Here is a 13,892-nt window from a genome sequence, read left to right on the forward strand (position 1 = left end):
CGCCGGCGCTTTATAGTGGCCGACCTCCGTTTCATCAAGTAGCCGAGCCCCATGTCCGAGCCACGCAAGATCCTCGTCACCAGCGCCCTGCCCTATGCCAATGGTTCGATCCATCTTGGCCACATGCTGGAATACATCCAGACCGATATGTGGGTGCGCTTCCAGAAGCACCGCGGCAATCAATGCATCTATGTCTGCGCCGACGACGCCCACGGTTCGGCGATCATGCTGCGCGCGGAAAAGGAAGGCATCACCCCGGAACAACTGATCGCCAACGTCCAGGCTGAACACAGCGCCGACTTTGCCGACTTCCTGGTCGACTTCGACAATTTCCACTCCACTCACGCCGAAGAAAACCGTGAGCTGTCGAGCCAGATCTACCTGAAGCTGCGTGACGCCGGGCACATTGCCACGCGCTCGATCACCCAGTATTTCGACCCGGAAAAGAAAATGTTCCTGGCCGACCGCTTCATCAAGGGCACCTGCCCGAAATGCGGCACCGAAGACCAATACGGCGACAACTGCGAAAAATGCGGCGCGACCTACGCGCCAACCGACCTGAAGGATCCGAAGTCGGCGATCTCCGGCGCCACCCCGGTGCTCAAGGATTCCCAGCACTTCTTCTTCAAGCTCCCGGACTTCCAGGCCATGCTGCAAACCTGGACCCGCAGCGGCACCCTGCAGGATGCCGTGGCCAACAAGATCGCCGAATGGCTGGATGCCGGCCTGCAACAGTGGGACATCTCCCGCGATGCGCCGTACTTCGGTTTCGAGATCCCCGACGAGCCGGGCAAGTACTTCTACGTGTGGCTGGATGCGCCGATCGGCTACATGGCCAGCTTCAAGAACCTGTGCAACCGCACGCCGGAACTGGACTTCGACGCGTTCTGGGGCAAGGACTCCACCGCCGAGCTGTACCACTTCATCGGCAAGGACATCGTCAACTTCCACGCCCTGTTCTGGCCAGCCATGCTCGAAGGCGCCGGCTACCGCAAGCCGACCGGGATCAACGTGCACGGCTACCTGACCGTCAACGGCCAGAAGATGTCCAAGTCCCGCGGCACGTTCATCAAGGCCCGCACCTACCTGGATCACCTGTCGCCGGAATACCTGCGCTACTACTACGCGTCCAAGCTCGGCCGTGGCGTCGACGACCTCGACCTGAACCTCGAGGACTTCGTGCAGAAGGTCAACTCCGACCTGGTGGGCAAGGTCGTCAACATCGCCAGCCGTTGCGCCGGGTTCATCCACAAAGGCAATGCCGGCGTGATGGTCGACACCAACGCCGCGCCTGAGTTGACCGAAGCATTCCTGGCCGCCGCGCCAGGCATTGCCGATGCCTACGAAGCCCGCGACTTCGCCCGCGCCATGCGCGAGATCATGGGCCTGGCCGACCGCGCCAACGCCTGGATCGCCGACAAGGCTCCGTGGTCGCTGAACAAGCAGGAAGGCAAGCAGGATGAAGTCCAGGCGATCTGCGCCACCGGCGTCAACCTGTTCCGCCAGTTGGTGATCTTCCTCAAGCCTGTGCTACCGCTGCTGGCCGCCGACGCCGAGGCGTTCCTCAACGTCGCACCGCTGACCTGGAACGACCACGCGACCTTGCTCGCCAACCATCAGTTGAACGAGTTCAAGCCGTTGATGACCCGCATCGACCCGGTCAAGGTACAAGCCATGACCGACGCCTCGAAAGAAGACCTGACCGCCAGCCAGACCGACACCGGCGAAGCCGCACCTGCCGGCAATGGCGAACTGGCCAAGGATCCTCTGTCGCCGGAAATCGAGTTCGACACCTTCGCGGCAGTCGATTTGCGCGTCGCGCTGATCGTCAAGGCCGAACACGTGGAAGGTGCCGACAAGCTGCTGCGCCTGACTCTGGACATTGGTGACGAGCAACGCAACGTGTTCTCCGGGATCAAGAGTGCCTACCCGGATCCGTCCAAGCTCGATGGCCGCCTGACCATGATGATCGCCAACCTCAAGCCACGGAAAATGAAGTTCGGCATCTCCGAAGGCATGGTGATGGCAGCCGGTCCTGGCGGTGAAGAGATCTACCTGCTCAGCCCTGACAGCGGCGCCAAGCCGGGTCAGCGCATCAAGTAAGATCTGCGGCAAATCGATCCCACAGTCGTGCCTGGCGCGACTGTGGGATTTTCATGTCTGGCCCATACTGACTCCCACAGAGTTATCCAGCATCGGATATGGACGATCATGACCGAAACGCTTTTGACGCTTATCAGTGCAGCCCTGATCAACAACTTCGTGTTGCACTGGCCGCTGGGCGTCGATCCGCTATTGGGCAGCGAACGTCGGCAAATCCATGCGCTGGGCATTGCGACCACGTGCCTGATGCTGATTGTCGGCATCCTCGGCTATGCGCTCTACCACTGGCTGCTGGTCCCATTGCAACTGACGTCGCTGCACCTGTTCGTGTTCCTGCCATTGAGTGTATTGCTGATCGCTCCGTTACTGACCGTGCTGGCACGGTTATTTTCGACGCTGACATTCGAGGGACTCTGGCCATTGCTGCTGGGTAACGCTGGTGTGCTCGGGGTGGCGCTGCTCAATGCCCAGGAAGATAAAGGATTGTTTCACGCCACGGCCCTTAGCCTGGGTGCCGGCCTGGGATTCTGGCTGGTGCTGAGTCTGTTCCAGGACCTGCGACAACGCACACTCGACAACGATGTGCCCCTGCCCTTTCGTGGCCTGCCGATCGACCTGATCGGTGCCGGCCTGATCGCAGTGGTTTTTCTCGGATTCAGCGGACTGATCAAAACATGAGTCTGATTCAACTCATCGACGCACTCTTGCCGCAAACCCAATGCGGCAAGTGCGGCCACCCCGGGTGCAAACCGTACGCCGAAGGCATTGCCAGTGGCGAGCCGATCAACAAATGCCCGCCCGGCGGCAACGAAACCATCGCGGCCCTGGCCGAGTTGCTGAAGGTGCCGGTGCTGGAACTGGACATCACTCGCGGCTCGGCACCTGCGCAGATTGCCTATATCCGCGAAGCCGAGTGTATCGGTTGCACCAAGTGCATTCAGGCCTGCCCGGTCGATGCCATCGTCGGGGCGGCCAAATTGATGCACACGGTGATCATCGATGAGTGCACCGGTTGCGACCTCTGCGTAGCACCCTGCCCGGTGGACTGCATCGAAATGCGCCCGCTGCCGCTGGACACTGTATTGCCGGTGGTCGGGGGCCTGGCCCTCACACCGCAAGCGCGGCAGGCCCGAGCCCTCAAGCGCGATCACGCGCGGCGCCGCTTCGAACAGCGCAATGCGCGCTTGCAGCGCGAAGAGCAGCAGAAAATCGCCGAACGCCAGGCCCGGCAACGTGTCACGCAACCTAGCGAAGCGGCAGTCGACCCGGTACAGGCTGCCCTCGAGCGAGTCCGCGCACAGAAAGCCGCCACTGCCGATGCCGCGCTGAAAAAGGCGAAGATCGATGTGGCGATGAGTCGGGCACAGCTGCACAAATCGCTGAAAGCCTTCGGACATCCACCGACCTTCGAACAGCAATCGCAGTTGATTGTCCTGCAACAGCAGTTCGAAGACGCCGAACAAATCCTGGTGCAACTGGAAAGCGCCGCGCCACCTGCCACTGCGCCGACGGTCGCAACGGTGTCGTCAAATGATGCCGATCTGAAGCGGGCCAAGATCCAGTTGGCCATGCGCCGTGCCGAACTCAAGAAGGCTCAGGCCAACGAAGCACCGGCGGAGCAAATCGAAGCCCTGGAGCGCGCACTCGGCGAAGCCGAACGCCAGGTGAACGCCCATGCCAGCCCTTGAAACCGTTGATGAGCGCCTGCAGCAGGCCATGAAGCTGGTGCTGCTGGCCGTGCTGCCGGGAGTGCTCGCAGCGTTCTGGCTATACGGCTGGGGCGTGTTGATCAACCTGGTTCTGGCGGCCGCTGCTGCGCTGGCCATTGAAGCTGCCATCGTGCAATGGCGCAAGCAACCGCTGAGGCCAACCCTGAGTGACGGTAGCGCGCTGGTCAGTGCCACCTTGCTGGCTCTGGCGCTGCCGCCTTACTGCCCATGGTGGCTGCCCCTTAGTGCTACAGCCTTTGCGATGATCTTTGGCAAGCACCTGTATGGCGGCGTCGGCTCAAATCCCTTCAACCCGGCGATGCTCGGGTTTGCTTTGGTGCTGGTGGCCTTTCCCCAACCCATGACCCATTGGCCATCGCCCCATGGCATGGACCTGTTGAGTGGCTTGCAGCAAGTGTTCGGTGTCGGCCAGGCACCGGATGCGTGGGTGCAGGCCACGGCACTGGACAGCCTGCGGGTCAACAAAAGCCTGACCATGGATGAACTGTTTGCCGGCAATCCGGCATTCGGCCACTACGGTGGACGCGGTGTGGAGTGGGTCAACCTGGCGTTTCTGGCGGGCGGAATGTTTCTCCTGCAACGAAGGGTGATCAGCTGGCATGCACCGGTCGGCATGCTGGCCAGCCTGTTCGTCATCAGCCTGTTGTGCTGGAACGGGTCGGGCTCCGACTCCCATGGCTCGCCGCTGTTCCACCTGCTGACCGGTGCAACCATGCTCGGGGCGTTCTTTATCATCACCGAACCGGTATCTGGCGCCAGAAGCCCTGGAGCAAAACTGCTGTTCGGCGTCGGCGTCGGGCTCCTGACTTATCTGATTCGTACCTGGGGCGGCTATCCGGACGGCATCGCCTTTGCAGTGTTGATGATGAACCTGTGTGTGCCGGCGCTGGAGCGGTTCGTGGCAGCCAGACAACAGCCGGAGGTGTCATGAGCCGGGCATCAAGCATCACGCTTCTGGTGTTTTTGGCCGCACTGGGCATGGGCGTGACGTACTTCGTGCAACTCGGCAGCGCGCCGCGCATTGCAGCCGAACAGCGTCTGCTCGACAGCCAGAATCTGCTGGACCTCATACCTTCAGACAGCTACGACAATCAACCACTCGACCACCCCATCAGGATCGATACAACCACCCTGGCAGACAGCACCTTGCTGGGTGGCTACCTGGCGACACGGGGCGACCGCCCCGTCGCGGTGTTGCTGCGCAGTCAAACCCTCGGCTACACCGGTGCCATCGAGCTAATGATCGCTGTCGATGCCAATGGCAGGTTGCTGGGCGTCAAAACCCTCAAACAGGCGGAAACACCTGGGCTGGGGGCACGGATCGCCGACTGGCCCAATGGCTGGCTGCAGATTTTTTCCGGAAAATCCCGAACAGAGCCCGGTGACAGCGGTTGGGCGCTAAAAAAGGATCAGGGGCAGTTCGATCAGATCGCAGGCGCGACCATCACCTCAAGAGCAGTGATCAATGCCGTGCACGATGCCTTGCGCTACTTTGATGAACACCGGCAACAACTGCTCGGGAACCCTGCCCATGGATAACTCATCCACTCTGCGCAACGCACTGATGCTGACGCCGCTGATCGGTGCCACCCACTCGCTGATGGCCGCACTTGGCCTGTGCCTGATGTTCATGGTGGTGACCTGGTTGTTCAGTCCGGCCATGGGCGCCCTGCGATCCCGACTGGTCCCGGCTGCCCGCTTGCCGGCCAGCGTTCTGTTGGCCGCCACGCTCACCAGTTGCGCGGAGCTCACGGCACAAGTCTGGTCGCTGCAATGGCAGCAGCATCTGGGGTTTTATGGCGCCATGATCGCCTTGCAGTGCGTCGTACTGGAACACACCGGGTTCTTTCAGAACAGCTGGCGCCAGCGCCTGCGACTCAGTGGCTTGTTTGTCACGTTGATGATCGCTATGGGACTGTTGCGCGAACTCATCGGCAACGCAACCCTTGGAAACCGACTATCGTGGCTGTCCGGTGCAACGCAAACTGACTGGCAAGGCTGGGTGCTGGTGGCCGATGGTGGTCTGCGCCTGGCCACATTGGTCCCTGGCGGGTTCATTCTGCTCGGACTGCTGATCGCCGCCTGGCAGAGCTGGCGCCCCAATCCCACACATTGATTGCCTACGAGGAAACGCACTGCCCATGAATGCCGCAAAACGTCTGGAAATTTTCCGCAGACTGCACGAAGACAACCCGGAACCCAAGACCGAACTGGCCTATTCCTCACCGTTCGAATTGCTGATTGCCGTGATTCTCTCGGCGCAGTCGACCGACGTCGGCGTCAACAAGGCCACCGCCAAACTGTTCCCGGTGGCCAATACCCCGGCGGCGATCCATGCCCTGGGTGTCGAGGGACTGTCGGAGTACATCAAGACCATCGGCCTGTACAACAGCAAAGCGAAAAACGTGATCGAAACCTGCCGCTTGCTGGTCGAGCGTCATGCCGGTGAAGTACCGCAAACTCGCGAAGAACTGGAAGCGCTGCCCGGCGTCGGCCGCAAAACCGCCAATGTGGTACTCAATACCGCATTCCGTCAGCTGACCATGGCTGTCGACACGCACATTTTCAGGGTCAGCAACCGTACCGGCATTGCGCCCGGCAAGAATGTGGTGGAAGTCGAGAAAAAACTGATGAAATTCGTGCCCAGGGAGTACCTGCTCGACTCCCATCACTGGCTGATCCTTCACGGCCGCTATGTCTGCCTCGCCCGCAAGCCCCGATGCGGAAGCTGCCGGATCGAGGACTTGTGCGAATACAAGCACAAAACCTCCGACGATTGAGGCGCTATTGGGATTATTGAATTGTCGATTGAAAAAATCTTTTTTACCCGCCGGGAGATTGTCGATATAAGGAGCGCCAAAGGCCTTCTTAGCCTGGAGCAACTAAATGAGTACTGGCAAAGAGCAATTGGACGTAGAAGACGACTTCACCACCGCCGAAACCGATGACGCCGAGCCGGTGGTTGAAGTAGCGAAAACTAATCTGAGCAAACGCCGCACCATCGACAATCTGCTGGAGGAGCGCCGACTGCAAAAGCAATTGGCCGACTACGATTTTGACTTATGACACCTGAAAGCCTCCCGAAACGGAGGCTTTTTTTTAAGTGCCATACTTCAACAAACGCCCCTTGTCGCAAAGATACGCCATCACACCAGACCGTTGCGTTGGGCCAGCTCGATCAAATCGACCAAGGACCTTGCATTGAGCTTGAGCAACAGGCGGGTCTTGTAAGTACTGACTGTTTTATTGCTGAGAAACATCCCATCGGCAATTTCCTTATTGGTCTTCCCTCTGGCCAACTGCTGCAGGACCATCATTTCCCGCCCCGACAACCGATCAACCATGTCGGCCTCACTGGCGTTCCCCAAACTGCAACGCACGGTATGCAAGGCTTGATTGGGAAAGTAACTGTAGCCTGACAATACGGCCTTTATTGCACTGAGCAACTCCGTCAGGTCTTGTTGTTTGCAGACATAACCGGCCGCACCGGATTGCATGCAACGCATGGAAAAATGCCCCGGCGCCTGGGAAGTCAGGATCAGCACTTTCATCGGCATTGAGGTCGAAGACAAACGCGCGATGACTTCCAATCCGTCCAGCTTCGGAATCCCGATATCCAGAATGACAATATCCGGCGTAAGTTCACGGGCTAGTTGCAGTGCATCCACACCATTATCGGTTTCTGCAATAACTTCGTAGCCATGACGTTCCATTAGCATACGTACCGCAAGACGAATGACGGGGTGATCATCCACGATCAGCACTTTATTCATGGGCAAGTCCAATTTTCGCTGTTCGAATTTTTAGAGCCCGCACAATAGCCTAGTCGTTTCACCCATGGCATGTCGCCCCTTCCAACCACCCACACCAAGAGACATACCCTACAAACAACACGGATTTCTCCTACAAAAATCCCTCGAGCGGAATGAATTGAAAACTGTATCGGCGTCATGGTGGCGCAGCTTTCAGCAATCGGCCCTATCGATTTACAACCAGAATTTTCCAAAAGCCAGCGTGAACAACCGGGCCCTGACAAACACAAATATTTACTTCTGCGCCAGAACGTAACTTATATTTTCGCACTCAACACTCACACCAGAAATATCACACGCCAGACATCCAATTACTCTTACAGCGAATTATATTTTTTGAGCAATCATTAAAGCACCACCAGCAATCATAAAAAAACCCAAAACAGCCTCATCAAACAGACTTCAAAAAACACTCAAAAAATGAGAATTCAACATGAGTACAGAACATGGCAGAAAGATAATCACCAACCCGATGACAATCATTGCGATATTCGCAACGCTCTCTGAAACTTCGGCCGCCGTTTCTCTCCCCTTCCTTGACCAAGAGGAAAGAGAACTCTATGTCTGGTTTCTGATCAGCTTTCCGTTTTATTTACTTTTGCTTTTTTTCGCGACACTCAACTTCAACTACCGGTCACTGTATGCGCCTTCCGACTTTGAAAAGGGAAAACATTTCATGAAAGCGATGGAAGATGCTGGGCGGTCGGAAAAAAAAGCGTCCGGGAAGTCGCCCGCGAATCCCGCTTTGGAAAGGCCATCGAATGGCCAGCAGCCAGCTCGGTCGCCCTGCGGTGCACAGGACCCGCCAACGGAGATTGGTCTGCACAGCACCGTCTTCGTTCAGCATCAACTTCAGTTACCGGAATTTGTAAAAGACCTGTGCATCGTTGATACACGCGGTATGAACAAGGAGGTCGAATTTGAAACGCTGCTGGAAAAAATCCAGAAGCCACGGGAAAAAATGGCGTACGTGATTCTGTTTGTCACTAGTGCCATTTCAGAGACTTTACTGAAGGCCAGTGCGCTCAAACATTCCAGACAGACCAGGAAGCACTGCTCTGCCTTTTACATTGCCTACAATCCCGTCTCGCAAAGGTTGACGGTAATTGATCAAGCCGGCCAACCGGCAAACAACAATGCGTAGAACAGGACAGACCATCGGAAGGAGAAAGACAGGAAACCGTCAGCGGCACACCCGACAACGCAGTACCTGGCACCACACCCCATATTCAGGAGCCTGACCTCGTCGAGGACGAGGTCAGGTATCCATCACGAGTTCAAAGGTCTCAGAACAGCTTCCGGCCTTTGTTCGCCGCAATGCGCATGCGCAGGGCGTTGAGCTTGATGAAGCCCGCAGCATCCGCCTGGTTGTATGCGCCGCCATCTTCTTCGAATGTCGCGATGTTGGCGTCGAACAGCGAGTCATCGGACTTGCGGCCAGTGACGATCACATTGCCCTTGTACAGTTTCAGGCGCACAACGCCGTTCACATTGACCTGGGACGCATCGATCATCTGTTGCAACATCAGACGCTCAGGGCTCCACCAGTAGCCGGTGTAGATCAGGCTGGCGTACTTGGGCATCAACTCGTCTTTGAGGTGAGCCACTTCGCGGTCCAGGGTGATCGATTCGATCGCACGGTGGGCACGCAGCATGATGGTGCCGCCAGGGGTTTCATAGCAGCCACGGGACTTCATGCCCACATAGCGGTTCTCGACGATGTCGAGACGGCCGATACCGTGCTCGCCACCGATACGGTTCAGGGTCGCCAGTACGGTGGCCGGAGTCATTTCGACGCCGTCCAGCGCGACGATATCGCCGTTGCGGTAGGTCAGCTCCAGGTACTGCGGCTTGTCTGGAGCGTTTTCCGGGGAAACGGTCCAGCGCCACATGTCTTCTTCGTGCTCGGTCCAGGTGTCTTCCAGCACGCCGCCTTCATAGGAGATGTGCAGCAGGTTGGCATCCATGGAGTACGGGGATTTCTTCTTGCCGTGACGCTCGATCGGGATCGCGTGCTTCGCGGCGTAGTCCATCAGCTTTTCACGGGACAGCAGGTCCCATTCGCGCCAGGGAGCAATCACTTTCACGCCAGGTTTCAAGGCGTACGCGCCCAACTCGAAACGAACCTGGTCGTTGCCCTTGCCGGTGGCGCCATGGGAAATGGCGTCAGCGCCGGTTTCGTTGGCGATTTCGATCAGGCGCTTGGCAATCAGCGGACGAGCGATGGAAGTACCCAGCAGGTACTCGCCTTCGTAAACGGTGTTGGCGCGGAACATCGGGAAAACGAAATCGCGCACGAACTCTTCGCGCAAGTCGTCGATGTAGATCTCTTTGACGCCCATGGCCTGAGCCTTGGCGCGTGCAGGTTCGACCTCTTCGCCCTGACCCAGGTCAGCGGTGAAGGTCACCACTTCACAGTTATAAGTATCCTGCAGCCACTTGAGGATCACCGAAGTGTCCAGGCCGCCGGAATACGCCAGAACGACCTTGTTTACGTCCGCCATGCCATCACTCCACGGGGTTCTACGGAAAGCCGTGAAGTCTACCGCTCATGCAGGATAATTTACAGAGGCGCGACAGCTTATGACGACCAAGCGACAGAATCTGTCGAGAGCGCGACGATGACTTAAGGGTCAGGAAGTTGCCGAAGTGACCGCTTTCGTCGCTTGCGGGGCAACTTGTTCCGCGGGCGCTCCCCGCTCCAGGCGTACCGCTACCCGACGGTTCTTCGCACGGTTGGCGTTGTTGGTATTGGGCGCCAGCGGATAACGTTCGCCATGGAAACGCAGGGTAATTTGCGACTCCTGGATGCCGTTGGCCTTGAAGAACTCCATCACTGCCAGGGCCCGGCGCCGCGACAGGTCGCGATTGGTCAGGCGGTTGCCGCTGTTGTCGGAGTGACCGTCGAGCTCGATGTGATTGACCGTCGGATCAGCCTTCATGTACTCCAGCATGACCTGCAGCTTGGCTTTCGCGGCATTGTCGAGCTCGATACCGCCGCCAGGGAAGCCGATTTGGGATTGTTTCACCTGCTCGAAGTTCTGCGGCAACAGTTTGGCCACGCAGCCTTGATAATCGGCAAACGCCTGGGTGAACCTGACCGGCAGCAAGCGCACTTCCGACACCCGGCCATCTCCCGAGGAATGGCGAACCACCGGGCTGCGACCGTCCATCAGACCGCTGATCAGGCGTCCGGCCTGCACCTGTGAACTGTTGAACAACACGTTGCCGCTACCGATTCTCACCGTGCCCAGGTTTATATCCTCACGCCCCGGTTGCCACGGTGCGGCAGCCGCCAGCAAGGTCGCCGAACCTCCGCCCATCATCGGGTTATAGGCTTTGAGACGAAACGTTGCCTGCTCACCGGCTTTGCGCACGAACTCCCCCGAACCGAAGTCGGTAATCGGCTGCGTCAGGCGGCATTCGAACTTGTCGCCTTCGACCGTCCACTCAATGCTCTCCAGGCGGGTCTGAAAAGTGAGCGCCATCGCAGGAAGGCTGGCAAACACACTGAGCAAGGCTAAATAACGCTGGCGCACGGGAGGCTCCACTGGCTTCTACAACAAAAAGACCGACACACACATGTTTACGGCATACCCGTTGGATATCGGAAGCTTGCGGCAAAACTTGATAGCGAGTGCCTGCAAGAGTCTTTTCCGGTAGCATTCCCTTGAGTTTGACCCGCCTGGAATCCCCTCATGTCCGACCGCCTGACCCTGCTGCGTCCCGACGACTGGCACATTCATCTTCGCGATGGTGCCGTGTTGACCAATACCGTCGCGGATGTCGCGCGCACCTTTGGCCGCGCCATCATCATGCCCAACCTGGTTCCGCCGGTGCGCAACGCGGCTGAAGCCGACGGCTATCGCCAGCGGATTCTCGCTGCCCGCCCGGCCGGCAGCCTGTTCGAGCCGCTGATGGTCCTGTACCTGACCGACCGCACCCAGCCTGAAGAGATCCGTGAGGCCAAGGCCAGCGGATTCGTGCACGCCGCCAAGCTGTACCCGGCCGGCGCGACCACCAACTCGGACTCTGGTGTTACCAGCATCGACAAGATTTTCCCTGCACTCGAGGCCATGGCCGAAGTCGGGATGCCGTTGCTGATCCACGGCGAAGTCACCCGTGGCGATGTCGACGTGTTCGACCGCGAAAAAATCTTCATCGACGAGCACATGCGTCGTGTGGTCGAGCGTTTCCCGACGCTCAAAGTGGTGTTCGAACACATCACCACCGCTGACGCCGTGCAGTTCGTCAACTCGGCTTCGGCCAACGTTGGCGCGACCATCACCGCGCATCACCTGCTGTACAACCGCAACCACATGCTGGTGGGCGGGATTCGGCCGCATTTCTACTGCCTGCCGATCCTCAAGCGCAATACGCACCAGGAAGCCCTGCTCGACGCCGCCACCAGCGGCAGTGAAAAATTCTTCCTCGGCACCGACTCGGCCCCCCACGCCCAGCACGCCAAGGAAGCCGCTTGTGGTTGCGCCGGCTGCTACACCGCTTATGCGGCGATCGAGATGTACGCCGAAGCGTTCGAACAGCGCAATGCTCTGGACAAGCTCGAAGCCTTCGCCAGCCTCAACGGCCCGCGTTTCTATGGGCTGCCGGCCAACACCGATCGCATCACCCTGGTCCGCGAAGAATGGACCGCCCCTGCCAGCCTGCCGTTTGGCGAGCTGACCGTTATCCCGCTGCGCGCCGGTGAAAAACTGCGCTGGCGCCTGCTGGAGGAACACGCGTGAGTGAAGACCATTTCGACGACGAACTGGAAGGCAATGGCGGCGGTGGCGGTTCCCGTCATCCAATGGCCGCACGGTTTCGTGGTTACCTGCCGGTTGTCGTCGACGTAGAAACCGGTGGCTTCAACTCCGCCACCGACGCCCTGCTGGAAATCGCCGCGACCACCATCGCCATGGATGAAAAGGGTTTTGTGTACCCGGATCACACCTACTTCTTCCGGGTCGAGCCATTCGAAGGCGCGAACATCGAAGCGGCCGCCCTGGAATTCACCGGGATCAAGCTCGATCACCCGCTGCGCATGGCCGTGAGTGAAGAGTCTGCTCTCAACGATATCTTCCGCGGCGTGCGCAAGGCACTCAAGGCCAACGGTTGCAAACGGGCGATCCTGGTCGGGCATAACAGCAGCTTCGACCTGGGCTTCCTGAATGCGGCGGTTGCGCGTCTGGACATGAAGCGCAATCCGTTCCATCCGTTCTCCAGTTTCGATACCGCGACACTCGCGGGCCTGGCATACGGCCAGACCGTGCTGGCCAAGGCGTGTCAGGCAGCGGACATCGACTTCGACGGTCGCGAGGCCCACTCGGCCCGCTACGACACCGAAAAGACGGCAGAGCTGTTCTGCGGCATCGTCAATCGCTGGAAACAGATGGGTGGCTGGGAAGACTTCAACGATTGATGGCTTTCTGTAGGAGCGAGCCTGCTCGCGATGGTCGTGAACGATAACGCGGGGAACCTGACACCCAGCGGTGTTCTCAAGTCCATCGCGAGCAAGCTCGCTCCTACACAGTCCCGGCGTTATCCCGCGCATAAAAAAACCGGCCTCGATGGCCGGTTTTTTTTTACCTGCAGCGTGCGCCTTACAGAGCGGCAGCGTGCTCGGTCAGGTAAGCCGCTACGCCTTCTGGCGAAGCGTTCATGCCTTTGTCGCCTTTCTTCCAGTTGGCAGGGCAGACTTCGCCGTGCTCTTCGTGGAATTGCAGAGCGTCGACCAGACGCAGCAGCTCTTCCATGTTACGGCCCAGCGGCAGGTCGTTGATGATCTGCGAACGGACAACGCCTTTGTCGTCGATCAGGAACGCGCCACGGAACGCTACGCCATCAGCGGACTGAACGTCGTAGGCCTTCATGATTTCCTGCTTGATGTCGGCAGCCATGGTGTAGCGAACTTCGCCGATACCGCCATTGTTGACCGGGGTGTTGCGCCAGGCGTTGTGGGTGAAGTGCGAGTCGATCGACACGGCGACCACTTCAACGTTGCGCGCCTTGAACTCGGACATGCGGTTGTCCAGAGCGATCAGCTCGGACGGGCAAACGAAGGTGAAGTCCAGCGGGTAGAAGAACACCAGGCCGTATTTGCCTTTGATCGCCGAAGACAGGGTGAAGCTGTCAACGATCTCGCCATTGCCGAGTACGGCCGGTACGGTGAAGTCAGGGGCTTGTTTGCCTACGAGTACGCTCATTGGATATCTCCTGGTGTAATAGCGTGAGAAACAGGTTTCGCATC

At 58.6% G+C, this 13,892-nt stretch carries 15 protein-coding genes; 11 read left to right on the plus strand and 4 right to left on the minus strand.

The window, feature by feature from the left end; genetic code table 11:
* Window positions 1–51 precede the first annotated feature (51 nt).
* The 8 genes from metG (at window position 52) to ACXX83_RS19395 (ending at window position 6,899) form a co-directional block, all read left to right on the plus strand.
* Window positions 52–2,103, plus strand: a complete 2,052-nt coding sequence (gene metG, locus ACXX83_RS19360) for a methionine--tRNA ligase (protein ID WP_458549372.1) — start codon at window positions 52–54, stop codon at window positions 2,101–2,103.
* A 108-nt stretch (window positions 2,104–2,211) separates the two neighbouring features.
* Window positions 2,212–2,781 (plus strand): electron transport complex protein RnfA, encoded by a 570-nt coding sequence (locus ACXX83_RS19365; RefSeq protein ID WP_458549373.1) that lies wholly within the window; start codon window positions 2,212–2,214, stop codon window positions 2,779–2,781.
* Window positions 2,778–3,791 (plus strand): electron transport complex subunit RsxB, encoded by a 1,014-nt coding sequence (gene rsxB, locus ACXX83_RS19370; protein ID WP_458549374.1) that lies wholly within the window; start codon window positions 2,778–2,780, stop codon window positions 3,789–3,791. Before ACXX83_RS19365 ends, rsxB begins: the two co-directional genes overlap by 4 nt.
* Window positions 3,778–4,764 (plus strand): RnfABCDGE type electron transport complex subunit D, encoded by a 987-nt coding sequence (locus ACXX83_RS19375; protein WP_217836272.1) that lies wholly within the window; start codon window positions 3,778–3,780, stop codon window positions 4,762–4,764. Before rsxB ends, ACXX83_RS19375 begins: the two co-directional genes overlap by 14 nt.
* Window positions 4,761–5,372, plus strand: coding sequence for an RnfABCDGE type electron transport complex subunit G (locus ACXX83_RS19380; RefSeq protein ID WP_217836273.1), 612 nt, complete (start codon window positions 4,761–4,763; stop codon window positions 5,370–5,372). The genes ACXX83_RS19375 and ACXX83_RS19380 overlap by 4 nt, the downstream gene beginning before the upstream one ends.
* Complete coding sequence (locus tag ACXX83_RS19385) at window positions 5,365–5,949, plus strand: Rnf-Nqr domain containing protein (protein WP_458549375.1); 585 nt, start codon at window positions 5,365–5,367, stop codon at window positions 5,947–5,949. Before ACXX83_RS19380 ends, ACXX83_RS19385 begins: the two co-directional genes overlap by 8 nt.
* A 25-nt stretch (window positions 5,950–5,974) precedes the next feature.
* On the plus strand, window positions 5,975–6,613 hold the full coding sequence (gene nth / locus ACXX83_RS19390; protein WP_007972326.1) for an endonuclease III: 639 nt from the start codon (window positions 5,975–5,977) through the stop codon (window positions 6,611–6,613).
* Window positions 6,614–6,719: 106 nt separating this feature from the next.
* On the plus strand, window positions 6,720–6,899 hold the full coding sequence (locus tag ACXX83_RS19395; RefSeq protein ID WP_007972325.1) for a PA3496 family putative envelope integrity protein: 180 nt from the start codon (window positions 6,720–6,722) through the stop codon (window positions 6,897–6,899).
* A gap of 80 nt (window positions 6,900–6,979) precedes the next feature.
* On the opposite strand, the gene ACXX83_RS19400 is transcribed toward ACXX83_RS19395, so the two are convergent.
* On the minus strand, window positions 6,980–7,606 hold the full coding sequence (locus ACXX83_RS19400; RefSeq protein WP_007972324.1) for a response regulator transcription factor: 627 nt from the start codon (window positions 7,604–7,606) through the stop codon (window positions 6,980–6,982).
* 472 nt (window positions 7,607–8,078) lie between these two features.
* Here ACXX83_RS19400 and ACXX83_RS19405 point away from each other — a divergent pair, with 472 nt between their 5' ends.
* Window positions 8,079–8,789, plus strand: coding sequence for a hypothetical protein (locus ACXX83_RS19405; protein WP_458549376.1), 711 nt, complete (start codon window positions 8,079–8,081; stop codon window positions 8,787–8,789).
* A gap of 142 nt (window positions 8,790–8,931) precedes the next feature.
* On the opposite strand, the gene ACXX83_RS19410 is transcribed toward ACXX83_RS19405, so the two are convergent.
* Both ACXX83_RS19410 and ACXX83_RS19415 read right to left on the minus strand, forming a co-directional pair.
* Window positions 8,932–10,149: an argininosuccinate synthase gene (locus ACXX83_RS19410; protein ID WP_007972320.1), complete on the minus strand. Its 1,218-nt coding sequence runs from the start codon at window positions 10,147–10,149 to the stop codon at window positions 8,932–8,934.
* Between the two features lie 129 nt (window positions 10,150–10,278).
* Window positions 10,279–11,184 (minus strand): flagellar protein MotY, encoded by a 906-nt coding sequence (locus tag ACXX83_RS19415; protein WP_126047375.1) that lies wholly within the window; start codon window positions 11,182–11,184, stop codon window positions 10,279–10,281.
* A 159-nt stretch (window positions 11,185–11,343) separates the two neighbouring features.
* Between ACXX83_RS19415 and pyrC the strand changes: the two genes are divergently transcribed.
* Both pyrC and rnt read left to right on the plus strand, forming a co-directional pair.
* Window positions 11,344–12,390, plus strand: coding sequence for a dihydroorotase (gene pyrC, locus ACXX83_RS19420; protein WP_126052841.1), 1,047 nt, complete (start codon window positions 11,344–11,346; stop codon window positions 12,388–12,390).
* Window positions 12,387–13,064, plus strand: a complete 678-nt coding sequence (gene rnt, locus ACXX83_RS19425; protein ID WP_007972317.1) for a ribonuclease T — start codon at window positions 12,387–12,389, stop codon at window positions 13,062–13,064. Before pyrC ends, rnt begins: the two co-directional genes overlap by 4 nt.
* A 181-nt stretch (window positions 13,065–13,245) precedes the next feature.
* On the opposite strand, the gene ACXX83_RS19430 is transcribed toward rnt, so the two are convergent.
* Window positions 13,246–13,848 (minus strand): peroxiredoxin, encoded by a 603-nt coding sequence (locus ACXX83_RS19430; protein ID WP_007971324.1) that lies wholly within the window; start codon window positions 13,846–13,848, stop codon window positions 13,246–13,248.
* Window positions 13,849–13,892: the final 44 nt, after the last annotated feature.

The organism is Pseudomonas sp. GNP012 (genome assembly GCF_054343835.1).

Coding starts and splice junctions, on each gene's coding strand:
- metG (WP_458549372.1), top strand. CDS start 52: ATGTCCGAGCCACGCAAGATCCTCGTCACCAGCGCCCTGCCCTATGCC.
- ACXX83_RS19365 (WP_458549373.1), top strand. CDS start 2,212: ATGACCGAAACGCTTTTGACGCTTATCAGTGCAGCCCTGATCAACAAC.
- rsxB (WP_458549374.1), top strand. CDS start 2,778: ATGAGTCTGATTCAACTCATCGACGCACTCTTGCCGCAAACCCAATGC.
- ACXX83_RS19375 (WP_217836272.1), top strand. CDS start 3,778: ATGCCAGCCCTTGAAACCGTTGATGAGCGCCTGCAGCAGGCCATGAAG.
- ACXX83_RS19380 (WP_217836273.1), top strand. CDS start 4,761: ATGAGCCGGGCATCAAGCATCACGCTTCTGGTGTTTTTGGCCGCACTG.
- ACXX83_RS19385 (WP_458549375.1), top strand. CDS start 5,365: ATGGATAACTCATCCACTCTGCGCAACGCACTGATGCTGACGCCGCTG.
- nth (WP_007972326.1), top strand. CDS start 5,975: ATGAATGCCGCAAAACGTCTGGAAATTTTCCGCAGACTGCACGAAGAC.
- ACXX83_RS19395 (WP_007972325.1), top strand. CDS start 6,720: ATGAGTACTGGCAAAGAGCAATTGGACGTAGAAGACGACTTCACCACC.
- ACXX83_RS19400 (WP_007972324.1), bottom strand. CDS start 7,606: ATGAATAAAGTGCTGATCGTGGATGATCACCCCGTCATTCGTCTTGCG.
- ACXX83_RS19405 (WP_458549376.1), top strand. CDS start 8,079: ATGAGTACAGAACATGGCAGAAAGATAATCACCAACCCGATGACAATC.
- ACXX83_RS19410 (WP_007972320.1), bottom strand. CDS start 10,149: ATGGCGGACGTAAACAAGGTCGTTCTGGCGTATTCCGGCGGCCTGGAC.
- pyrC (WP_126052841.1), top strand. CDS start 11,344: ATGTCCGACCGCCTGACCCTGCTGCGTCCCGACGACTGGCACATTCAT.
- ACXX83_RS19430 (WP_007971324.1), bottom strand. CDS start 13,848: ATGAGCGTACTCGTAGGCAAACAAGCCCCTGACTTCACCGTACCGGCC.